Raw genomic sequence first — 11151 nt, forward strand, 5'->3', positions numbered from 1 at the left:
AAGCATCTCTACCGCAACAGGTAAATCCATGCGTTGGGGTAAGCACTGCGGCAGAGATGCTTCGACTTCGCTCAGCATGACAACCACTCAGGTCTGTAATCACTCCAGAACCGCCCCGATCGTGCGCAGCTTCAGCTCGGTTTCCTGCCACTCTTTGGTAGGGTCGGAGTCGGGCGTTAGACCGGTGCCGGCATACAGCACGGCCTGGTTGGGGCGCAACTGCAGGCAGCGCAGGTTTACGTAGAGGCGGGCGGCGCCGGGTTCGGGCAGGTTTACGGGGCCTAGGAAACCGGCGTAATAGGCGCGGTCGTAGCCTTCGTGCTGCTTTATAAAATCGAGGGCCGCCTGCCGGGGCATGCCGCTCACGGCCGAAGTGGGATGCAGCAGCCGTAGCATATCGGTGCCCAGTGTGGCGAAGGGTACGTTGCCCAAATCCACCGCGAAATCGGTGCGCAGGTGCAGCACGTCGCCGGCGGCCACCGTGCGCGGGCCGGTTTCGTGGTACTCGCGCAGCCGCAGCTGCTTGAAGCAGTTGACGATGTAGCGGGCCACCAGCGCCTGCTCCTCAATTTCCTTCTGCCGCCAGATGGCCTCGCTCGGGACGTGGCCCGGCAGCAGCGGCTGGGTGCCGGCCAGCGCCATCGTCCGGAACACCTGGTCTTCGCCCACCTCCGCCAGCACCTCGGGCGTGGCCCCCAGCCAGGTGCCGGCCCCCGGCGCACTCACCAACGACACGAAGGCCGTGGGGTAGCGCCGTTGCAACCCTTCAAAGGCCCGCAGCGCATCAAACCCGGCCGGCAGTGCCTGATGCACCGCCCGGCTCGATACTACTTTCTGCACCTTGCCAGCCCGCATAGCCGCTATGCCGGCCCGCACCAGGGCCTCGTACTCGGGCTGGCTAACGGGGCGCGGGGCATGGCGGGGCCGCACGTGCCAGGCCAGCGGTGCCGGGTCGGGTAGCGCCGCGAACTGCTGCCGCAGCTCGGGCAGTCGGCTGGCGGCCCCGGAACTCACGCGTACCTCGTCGGGCCGGGCCAGGTCGAAGTACAGATCGGCCGGTAGAAACAGGGGCGGGTTGTGGTCGGAATCCTGGAAGGGAAAAAAGGCGAACCCGGCCGGGGCGCTGGCCTCCAGCGCGGGTGGCAGGCCCACATAGGCTGCTTCCACCCGCAAACTCAGGCACAGCCGGGCCGACTTTTCGCCGGGCAGCCGCCACAATGCCACCGGCCGGCCGCTGCTTAAAGCCAGCGCCACCAGTCGCCGCAGCCGCTGGGCCGGCGGCAAATCAGGGTTCCAGGCAACGGTTTGGAGCATATGCAGGGGCCGGTAGGGGTAGGGTTGAGGGTGATTGAGGTAATAAAAGCATGTCATGCTCAGCATGACACCCTTTTGCGTGCTTCACTTCTCCACATCAATAACCGCCATCGTAATGCGGCTGATGCAAACCAGGGCGCCGGTTTGCTCGTGGGTGATGCGGATTTCCCAGACCTGGGTGCGGCGGCCAACGTGCAGGGCCGTAGCCCGGCCGATTACGTGGCCGTCGCGCACGCCTTTTATGTGGTTGGCGTTGATTTCGAGGCCGACGCAGGCTTGTGTGGTGGGGTCGGGCAGGCGGGTGTGGGCGGCAATGCTGCCCAGCGTTTCGGCCAGCGCCACCGAAGCCCCGCCGTGCAGCAGGCCCATGGGCTGGTGGGTGCGGCCATCAACGGGCATGCGGCCCTCCAGGTAGTCGGCGGTTATGGCCGTAAGCTCGATGCCCAGCGCATCGGCCAGGGTGGGGCGGGTACTAACCCATTGCTTAAGTTGGTCGAGAGTCATGCGCAGAGCAGGGAAGAGGAAAGACGCTGGTAGAACGAACCTGGACGGCTGCCGGCCGGCAACAAAAAACGCCCAAAAACTTGCAGCTTGCGGCCTGAAGCTTGTAGCTTTAGAAGCGCTTCAAGCGTAAACCGCAAAACTAGGGGGAAAGTGAGCGTCAAAAAAATATACCTGATTCGCCACGGGCAAACCGACTTCAACGTGCGCGGCATTGTGCAGGGCAGCGGCATCGATTCGTCGCTCAACGAGGCCGGGCGGCGGCAGGCCGCGCGCTTTTTCGCCGCCTACAGCCACGTGTCCTTCGATAAGGTGTACACCTCGCTGCTGCGCCGCACCCACGAGTCGGTGGCTGGTTTCCTGGATTTGGGCTTGCCCCACGAAGCCCACGGCGGCCTGAACGAAATCGGCTGGGGCACCCGCGAAGGCACCCGCATCACGCCCGAAGAAGACGAGGAATACCACCGCGTACTCCAGGATTGGCACGCCGGCCGCACCGCCTCGGCCCTCGAAGGCGGCGAAAGCCCGGATGAGGTAGCCGCCCGCCAGCGCCCGTTCATCGAGCTGCTTACCGGCCGGCCCCACGAGCAGACGGTGCTCGTGTGCATGCACGGCCGGGCTATGCGGGTGCTGCTGTGCCAGCTGCTGCATTACCCGCTCAGCCAGATGGAAAACTTCGAGCACCACAACCTGGGCCTCTACGAGCTGGAGTACACCAACTCGCTGTTCACGGTGCGTAATTTTCTGGATACAAAACACCTGTACGACAGTCCGTGAAAATGGCCAGGGCAGCTATAGCTGGGCTACTATTGAGCGCGGCAGTTGCTTCTTCTGCCGCGGCCACAGCCCGACCGCTGCGTGCCCGGACCGGTAGTGAACCGGATACTACCCGCGGATTTGTCTGTTATTTTCCAGCGAATTGCTACCGGCTGGTAGAGCCTGCACCCGCGCCACCGACTCTCCGGCACCCGGCGTTGACGGGCAGGGTTTTCGTAGGCTTCGTGGTCGATTCGCTGCTCCGGAAGCGCAATTTTACCGTCGCCTGTGCCCGGCTAACATGGCGAAAAACGGGTAAAAAGTATGCGCCCGATTGCCAGCAGCTTACCGCGGCTCAGCAGCAGGAGTTGCTGGCGCTGGTAGTTCCCTTGCTAAAGTCCTTGCGCTTTGTGCCCGCCCGCGCCGACCGCCGGGGCTGTGGGCAGGAGCGTTGGGCAATGCCGGTAACCTTCCGCTGACCGTGGAGTACGCCTTTGTGGGGTACACACTTGCCAGCTGGACCGTAAAACTACGGCCGGCGAAAATTCGCCCTTTTCCTGGTCAATCATAGCAAACCAGTTTCGTTTGCTCCCCCGAAATTTCGGGCTAATTTTGACCCTATTCAATCCAACGACGACGACGCAGATGGCCGAACTCATAAAAATGCCCAAGATGAGCGACACGATGACCGAAGGGGTTATTGCGGCGTGGCTCAAAAAAGTAGGCGATAAAGTAAAATCCGGCGACGTGCTGGCCGAGGTGGAAACCGACAAGGCCACCATGGAGCTCGAAAACTACGAGGACGGCACGCTGCTCTACATCGGCCCCAAGCAAGGCGAGGCGGTAGTAGTAAATGGGCTGCTGGCTATTGTAGGCAAGGAGGGCGAAGATATTGCCGCTTTGCTGAGTGATGCCCAGGCCGAAACCGCCCAACTCGCTACCGGCGAAACGGAAGAGGCTCCGGCGGCCGAGGCCCCCGAGGCGCCCAAGGCTGTTGCGCCGGCTCCGGCTGCTCCTGAGGCGGTCAAGGCCGAGGCCCCCAAGCCGGCGGCGGCTCCGGCCGGCAACAGTAAGAAGGCAACCGTTATCCGGATGCCCAAAATGAGCGACACCATGACCGAAGGCACCATTGCTGCTTGGCTGAAAAAGGTGGGCGACAAGGTGAAATCGGGTGATATTCTGGCCGAAGTGGAAACTGACAAGGCCACCATGGAGCTGGATAACTACGAAGACGGCACGCTGCTCTACATTGGCCCCAAGGAAGGCGAGGCAGTGCCCGTAGATGGCGTGCTGGCTATTATCGGCGAAGAAGGAGCCGACGTGCAGGCCCTGCTCGGCGGCCAGTCGGGCGGGACTCCCGACGCGGCTCCAGTTGCCGCCGCCGAAGCCGTTGCTCCCGCTTCTGCGTCTACTTCGGCTCCGGCTCCGGCTCCGGCGGCCGAAGCTGCGCCTGTTGCTGCCGGTGGCCGCATCTTCGCTTCGCCGCTGGCTAAAAGCATTGCCAAGGATAAAGGCATCGACCTGAACACTATTAAAGGCTCGGGCGAAAACGGCCGCATCGTATCGCGCGACCTGGAAGACGTAGCCGCTTCGGCTGCCCAGCCCGCCCAGACTACCGTGCCGGCTGCTGCCCCGGCTATTCAGCCCGCCGCTAATCCGTCTCCGGTGGCTGCCCAGCCGGCTCCGGCCGCCGCGCCAGCCGCCCCGGCTGCCCAGCCCGCCAACGGTACCTACACCGATACGCCGGTGTCGCAGATGCGCAAGGTAATTGCCCGTCGCCTCTCCGAAAGCCTGTTTACGGCCCCGCATTTCTATCTGACGATGGAAATTCAGATGGACCGGGCCATGGAAGTACGCACCCAGCTCAACGGCCTGTCGCCCGTTAAGCTCAGCTTCAACGACCTGGTCATCAAGGCCGCCGCCGTGGCCCTCAAGCAGCACCCGGCCGTAAACTCGTCCTGGTTGGGCGACCGAATCCGCCAGAACCACGTGGTCAACATCGGCGTGGCCGTGGCCGTGGATGAGGGCCTGCTCGTGCCCGTCGTGCGCAACGCCGACGGCAAGGGCATGTCGCAGATTGCTACCGAGGTGAAAGAGCTGGCCGGCAAGGCTAAGAGCAAGAAGCTGCAGCCCGCCGAGTGGGAGGGTAGTACCTTTACCATCAGCAACCTGGGCATGTTCGGCATCGACGAGTTCACGGCCATTATCAACCCGCCCGATGCCTGCATCCTGGCCGTGGGCGGCATCAAGCAGACGGCCATAGTGAAGGATGGCGAACTGGCCGTGGGCAACCTGATGAAAGTAACGCTCAGCTGCGACCACCGCGTGGTCGACGGCGCCACCGGCGCGGCCTTCCTGCAAACGCTCAAGAGCCTGCTCGAAGACCCGCTGCGGATGCTCATTTAATCTTTAGTTGTTAGGTAATGGTTGTCAGTTGTCAGTCCGATTACGGAATGGCAACTGACTTCCGTTTTTACTGACAACCACCAATTATCAACTGACAACTATCATGAAAATTCGCTCCACTACCGTCCTTGGCATCCGCCACAACGGCGAAGTTGCCCTCGGCGCCGACGGCCAGGCTACCATGGACAAGCACGTGGCCAAAAGTAACGTCCGCAAAGTGCGCAAGCTGCACGATGGCAAGGTGGTAACCGGCTTTGCCGGCTCCACAGCCGATGCGTTTATGCTGCTCGATAAGTTCGAAGAAAAGCTCGCGGGCTACAATGGCCAGCTGCGCCGCGCCGCCATCGAGCTGGCCAAGGAGTGGCGCAAAGACCAGTACCTGCGCAAGCTCGAAGCCATGATGGTGGTCTGCGACAAGGATGAGCTGCTCATCATTGCCGGCACCGGCGACGTGCTGGAGCCCGACAACGACGTGGCTGCCATCGGCTCGGGCTCAATGTACGCCCAGGCCGCTGCCCTGGCCCTGAAAAAGCACGCGCCCCACCTAACGGCCCGCCAGATGGTGGAGGACGCCCTGCACATCGCCGCCGACATTTGCATCTACACCAACCACAACCTCATGATTGAGGAGCCGGTATAGGTGTTGGAAGAACAAGAAAAAAGAACGTCATGCTGAGCGAAGGCAGAGCCGCATTCGAAGCATCTCTACTGCAGTGGTAATCCTGCTATCAGGTTAGCATTACAACGAAGCGGTAGAGATGCTTCGACTATGGCTCTGCCTTCGCTCAGCATGACAAATAACGAACAATTGACAACCCAACCCATGCAAATCACCAACTTCCTCAAGCACCACTACCGCCACTTCAACGCCGCTGCCCTGATTGATGCCGCCGAAGGCTACAACAAGCACCTGGCCGATGGCGGTAAGATGATGATTACCCTGGCCGGCGCCATGAGCACCGCCGAAATGGGCATTCAGCTGGCCGAGCTCATCCGCCAGGACAAAGTACAGATCATCAGCTGCACCGGCGCCAACCTGGAGGAAGACATCTTCAACCTCGTGGCCCACGACTTTTACGAGCGGGTGCCCAACTACCGCGACCTGACGCCCGCCGACGAGCAGGCCCTGCTCGAGCGCCACATGAACCGCGTAACCGACACCTGCATTCCCGAAGAGGAGGCCATGCGCCGCCTGGAGCACTCGGTGCTCAAGTTCTGGGAGAAGGCCGACAAAGCCGGCGAGCAGTACTTCCCCCACGAGTTCTTCTACCAAATTCTGAAGTCGGGCGAGCTGGAGCAGTACTACCAGATTGACCCCAAGGACAGCTGGATGCTGGCCGCCGCCGAGAAAAACCTGCCCATCATCTGCCCCGGTTGGGAAGACTCCACGCTGGGTAACATCTTCGCCGGCCACGTTATTTCGGGCGACATCAAGAACGTACACACCGTGCGCACCGGCATCGAGTACATGATTTACCTGGCCGGCTGGTACACCGAGCAGGCCACCGACGAAAGCCCGGTCGGCTTCTTCCAGATTGGCGGCGGCATTGCCGGCGACTTCCCCATCTGCGTGGTGCCCATGCTGCACCAGGACCTGGGCCGCACCTCCGTGCCGCTGTGGGGCTACTTCTGCCAGATTTCGGACTCCACGACCAGCTACGGCAGCTACTCGGGCGCCGTGCCCAACGAGAAAATCACCTGGGGCAAGCTGGGCCAGGACACGCCCAAGTTTATCATCGAGTCGGACGCTACCATTGTGGCCCCGCTGGTGTTTGCCATGGTGCTGGGCCAGTAATTGCCGCTTCTGGCTGAACAAGCTACTATGTAAAAGCGCCTGCTGCTCTCGGAGCGACAGGCGCTTTTGCGTTAGGCAGACAGGTTACTTTTTTGCGGTTCAGGGCATCAAACAGAAAGACGCGATGAAACGTGAAAAGCCACCGTTCTACTATCTATTAGTCCTCATCGTCAAGGCTATAGTATTCATTGTGGCGGGCGGCGTGATACTGATAATTCTGCTCTTGATCTGTCTATCAATGAATGACCCTCGCAAGAGGGAGATATACCAGCAGGTGGTTGTCGCTCAGGATATTTCGGAAGTGTACTTGCGCAACCAGACCAATACCGAGCTTTTTATGACGCTAAAGGTCCCACGCTTTTCTTTACAACTAGATACTGTTTGGTGGGGAATCGAAATTGCCCCGGAGGCCGTTGGTCGCGCGGTGGTAGGGCATTATTTGAGTCCAGAAAGAGCCAAGTATCCATTCAAAGCCCCCATTCTGCTTCAGGGTTCTGGTGATACGCTGGTGGCAGATAGGGCAATCGACCTCCCGGCAACGGGCCAGGTTGGCAAGCGCAAAGTGTTCTACCCTCATCAAAATCTGCCGCTCTGGAAAGAGCGCGTGCGACACTACAAACCTACTTTTGAACCCAAGGTACTTATCCAGTCTTTTTCCGGGCAACCAGATTCTATAACGGTGGTAGTGCGGGTTGCTTCTTATGGTACTTTTTTACTGGCTCACGAGGAAAGAACCAAAGTGCGGGATGTCAATGTGGAAGATTTAGATGAAGAGGCACCGGCGGGTAGTGAAGTGTATGAGAAAACCACTTCTTTTGCCCTGCTACCTACCGTGCGATGGACGGATTCATTCCATCATTCCCACAAACGGCGCATTACTTCAACCGACATCCAGCAGGCCCGCACCACCCAACCTGTTCGTGATTCAACTGAGCCCAATAAGCTGGGTTATTATCTGGATTGCCAATAGTTGGCTGCCACATGGCAAGCGCAACGCTGCTCATCGCCTCACATACAAAGGCCCACCGCTTAGTATCAGCGGCGGGCCTTTGCATGTGAGGTGATGGGGAGGAAATTATTGCCACGCCAAGCGGCAATACACGGCCGGATGGTCAGATACGCCCACACTGTGCGGAATGAAATCTACGCTTCGGGGCTTGAAACGACCGACGGAAAAGTATATCCGGTCGATACTGATGAATGGGGGCGAAAATGTATTCAGTACATCCGCATAGTTGGTGGACGGCAGCTCGGGTACCTCAAACATATTAAAATCGCCCAGAATAAGCTGGGCTTCGTTCTGCCGCTCCTGGAAATACGTGGCGGCCGTGGCGGCAGCGGTGGGTAGTGGGTCGAAATGGAGCGAATATACCCGCACCGGCCGGCTGCCCACCAAAATTTCGGCGGCCAGGATGCTGCGTCTTCGCCATTTGCTGACGTATTCGTTCTCGTGGTTTTCGATGCTGTTGATGGTAAAGCGGGTCAGAATGGCATTGCCCCACTCGCCCTTTGGGGGCTGCACGCCCCGCGGCTCGTTGTGGGCGTGGGCCCCAAAAGCATAGTTCATGTGTAGCCGGGCGGCCAGCTGCTCGGTGAAATCCTGGGTAGCGGAATTGGAGCGGTTGCGGGGCACTTCCTGCAAGCAGATAATATCGGGCTTCACCCGGCTCAGAACGCGCGCTATACTATCGAGCTGAGCAGCCGAGCCACCGCTTTGAGCAGCATCCCAGGGGTCTTGTCCGTCCCGGAATCCCAGTTGGATATTATACGTCACGCACGTCAGCAGACTATCCGGGGCGCTGCCAGCTACTGGGTTCCGGAAGTAAGATGTGCGGGTCTTATAGTCCGGGAACAGTTTCTTACAGCCACACAAGAGCACAATAGCTGCCAACAGAATTGGTCGGATTGAAATCATACAGGTGTAACGTACAAGTGGAAAAGCTAGCAAAGACAGAAGTATTGGAAACCGATAGTACGTCATTTCTGCCTCTTCTGCAGACTGTCTAGCCCACCCGTCTTGCGTTGTTTGGACACCCGATTTTTGTAGCCCCGCTGGTATCTGCTATGGTGCTGGGGCAGTAAACGGCCGCTTAGCGCTCCGTAAAAAAAAGGTCCGCCGCTGATGTTCAGCGGCGGGCCTTTTTTGCGCTGGATAAGGCTGGTTCAATCCTGCCAGGGCCAGTGCCAGCGGAACAGACGCGTTTTGGCTCTTTCGCGCTGGGTTGGTGCTTCTCCCTGAACCTGCACGTCCCAAACCAGGCCCAGGGCGCGGAGGCTGGCTACCAGGTACCACCCCAAATCCAACTCATACCAAGCCGTGCTCATTTTGGCGGAGCTGGGGTGGGCGTGGTGGTTATTGTGAAATCCTTCCCCAAACGAGAGGGCCCCTAATACCCAGTTGTTGTAACCATGCTCAGCGGCATCGTCGATATCGTAGCGGGCGTAGCCGTACTTGTGCGATATAAAGCCTACCACCCAGTGGCCCATAATAGTAACGCTGATGCGTAGGGGCACGCAGACAATCATGGCCTCAAAGCCGAAAAAGGCCCAGATAAGGCCGGCTGCCGCCAGTACGTGCAAAAACCAGGTCTTCTCCAGGAACAGCAGCCAGGGGTCGTGCAGGTCCTCGGCCGGAATTTCGTAGCGCCCGATATCGGCCGGCTTTAAGGTGAAATGCAGATTCCAGTAATAGTCCCGCCCGATGGAGTGGTCGTAGCGGAAAAAGGCCGGGCAGTCGAGGCGGTTTTGCCAGTAGTCGCGGAAATAATGCACCCGTATCCAGGACAGTGGACCTCCCAGGCCGGTATGCACGAACAAGTAGGCCAGTACTCCCCGCGTGATGCGGCTACACCGATACGACCGGTGGATAATGCCCCGGTGCAGTCCAATGGAGTGCCCCAGCCCAACTGTTACTACGGTAAGCAGGACGGACGCCAGACTGCGCGGGCCCGATAAACTCGACCAGCCCCAAATCAGGGCGGGAGCCAGCATCAGGTACAGCCAAAAAATCTTCAGCCAGCCCGGTATAATTTGGTCGCCGGGGGCCACCGGAGTAATAGGTGCGTTCATAGAAATAAGGGTAATTGCTGCACGAATTTACGACGGCGGGTTCACTATTTGTATCACAAAAACAGCGGTTAATTAACCCAGGTTGCGGACTTATGCTCCTAGCTCGGTGAGGGTGTGGGTAAGGATGGATAGCAGCAGCTTGAGGACAAAACCTTCGGCCGTTACGGCGTGGATGGACTTGGGAAAGCGGCATTCTGCCGTTCATGCATAGGCTGCTGCAACTGCTATAGTTAGATGAGTAGTATATTTTTCCAGATTGAATTACGCTCTTACTGTAACTCAATCTTGTCTATTTCCAGCCTGAAATTTTCAGCTTTTTCATTGCCAATCAAAAGCCGGACTTCCTGAATCTCATTGGCAGTGAAGTTAGGCTGATTCAGCTTATTTCCGCGGTAAGTCGGTTCCATTTGGTTAAGCGGAATCTCGATGGTCTGCCATTCTCCGCTGGTTTTGAAATTATATATGTAGGATGCCTTTTCATTAAGCCGGGCTTTCATCCTGAACTGGTATTTCTTGCCATCTCCTTTTAAGCGAATAAGTGCCTTCGTACAGCCGCTTATGTCTTTGGAAGCGAAATGATATTGCATGGAAGCAAATCCACCGTTGTTTTCCAGGGAAACATCGCCAGTGAAAACTGCATTGCCCGCGTCGCTACGCGAGAGTTTGCTGGAGGATTTTCCGCCCATTACCACGTCATTCTCTATCTCCCACACTGACCAGTCGGAGGAAGCGCTAAAATCAAAAAGCAGTAAGCTATGCATGAATAGTACGGTTAGAAATGAAGCTTTCATCAGGGTATTATTGGTATTTGCACGTAACTCCTTCGGATTCAAATAGTTTTGAAGCCATTTCGGGTGCACCGTCAGCTGGCAACGGATGCTGTATGCCAGCGCCAGCCCGCCGTTGCGGTGCAGTGGCGGGCCCGTTTTATTGGTACGGCTTCAGCGTTGCGGTGCTGGTACACTGCTGGGTGCCGTAGTTTTTGACTTTCCCTTGGAGTGTGTGGACAGTCATGTTTAAATTTGCGGGATGCGACGCCACGAACTTACTGAGCGTGAATGGGAACTGATTCAGCCGCACACACTTGGGCAGGCCGGTACGGCAGGCGGCACAGGCCGCAACAACCGCCATTTTGTCAACGCCGTGGTCTACCGGGTGCGCACGGGCTGCGCCTGGCGCGACCTGCCCGAACGGTTTGGCCCTTGGAACACGGTAGCCCGACGCTTTCGCCGCTGGGCGCTGGCTGGGGTCTGGGAGGGCCTGTTCCAGGCGGTGCAGGAGCCGGATTATGCTTGGATGCTGGTCGACTC

11 protein-coding genes and 1 pseudogene are annotated in these 11151 nt (G+C 58.7%); 6 read left to right on the top strand and 6 right to left on the bottom strand.

Features of this window, described 5'->3' with window-relative positions; all coding sequences use genetic code 11:
- Positions 1–99 precede the first annotated feature (99 nt).
- Positions 100–1314, bottom strand: a complete 1215-nt coding sequence (locus BLW21_RS12695) for a chorismate-binding protein (RefSeq protein WP_092740557.1) — start codon at positions 1312–1314, stop codon at positions 100–102.
- A gap of 84 nt (positions 1315–1398) precedes the next feature.
- Complete coding sequence (locus BLW21_RS12700; protein WP_092740559.1) at positions 1399–1818, bottom strand: hotdog fold thioesterase; 420 nt, start codon at positions 1816–1818, stop codon at positions 1399–1401.
- 150 nt (positions 1819–1968) lie between these two features.
- On the opposite strand from BLW21_RS12700, the gene BLW21_RS12705 reads away from it, so the two are divergent.
- The 5 genes from BLW21_RS12705 (at position 1969) to BLW21_RS12730 (ending at position 7742) form a co-directional block, all read left to right on the top strand.
- Positions 1969–2592, top strand: coding sequence for a histidine phosphatase family protein (locus BLW21_RS12705; protein WP_092740561.1), 624 nt, complete (start codon positions 1969–1971; stop codon positions 2590–2592).
- A 624-nt stretch (positions 2593–3216) separates the two neighbouring features.
- The gene (locus tag BLW21_RS12715; RefSeq protein ID WP_092740565.1) at positions 3217–4977 is read left to right on the top strand and encodes a pyruvate dehydrogenase complex dihydrolipoamide acetyltransferase; all 1761 of its coding nucleotides are present in this window, start codon (positions 3217–3219) and stop codon (positions 4975–4977) included.
- 103 nt (positions 4978–5080) lie between these two features.
- Positions 5081–5617: an ATP-dependent protease subunit HslV gene (gene hslV / locus BLW21_RS12720; protein ID WP_092740567.1), complete on the top strand. Its 537-nt coding sequence runs from the start codon at positions 5081–5083 to the stop codon at positions 5615–5617.
- Positions 5618–5800: 183 nt separating this feature from the next.
- Positions 5801–6772 carry a deoxyhypusine synthase family protein gene (locus BLW21_RS12725; RefSeq protein ID WP_092740569.1) on the top strand — a complete coding sequence of 324 codons (972 nt, stop codon included), beginning with the start codon at positions 5801–5803 and terminating at the stop codon, positions 6770–6772.
- A 124-nt stretch (positions 6773–6896) separates the two neighbouring features.
- Positions 6897–7742, top strand: a complete 846-nt coding sequence (locus BLW21_RS12730; protein WP_092740571.1) for a hypothetical protein — start codon at positions 6897–6899, stop codon at positions 7740–7742.
- A gap of 105 nt (positions 7743–7847) precedes the next feature.
- On the opposite strand, the gene BLW21_RS12735 is transcribed toward BLW21_RS12730, so the two are convergent.
- The 4 genes and pseudogenes from BLW21_RS12735 to BLW21_RS12745 form a co-directional block, all read right to left on the bottom strand.
- Entirely contained in the window at positions 7848–8546 is a 699-nt protein-coding gene (locus BLW21_RS12735; RefSeq protein WP_175470957.1) for an endonuclease/exonuclease/phosphatase family protein, read from the bottom strand.
- A 389-nt stretch (positions 8547–8935) separates the two neighbouring features.
- Entirely contained in the window at positions 8936–9841 is a 906-nt protein-coding gene (locus tag BLW21_RS12740) for a fatty acid desaturase (RefSeq protein WP_092740575.1), read from the bottom strand.
- Positions 9842–9931: 90 nt separating this feature from the next.
- Positions 9932–10030: pseudogene (locus tag BLW21_RS22205) on the bottom strand (IS982 family transposase); the annotation flags it as partial.
- A gap of 80 nt (positions 10031–10110) precedes the next feature.
- Positions 10111–10602: a CIA30 family protein gene (locus BLW21_RS12745; protein WP_245711888.1), complete on the bottom strand. Its 492-nt coding sequence runs from the start codon at positions 10600–10602 to the stop codon at positions 10111–10113.
- A 268-nt stretch (positions 10603–10870) separates the two neighbouring features.
- Here BLW21_RS12745 and BLW21_RS12750 point away from each other — a divergent pair.
- On the top strand, positions 10871–11151 hold a 281-nt coding region (locus BLW21_RS12750; protein WP_139255203.1), incomplete at its 3' end, for a transposase.

This window comes from Hymenobacter psychrophilus, from assembly GCF_900107135.1.
GTDB lineage: Bacteria > Bacteroidota > Bacteroidia > Cytophagales > Hymenobacteraceae > Hymenobacter > Hymenobacter psychrophilus.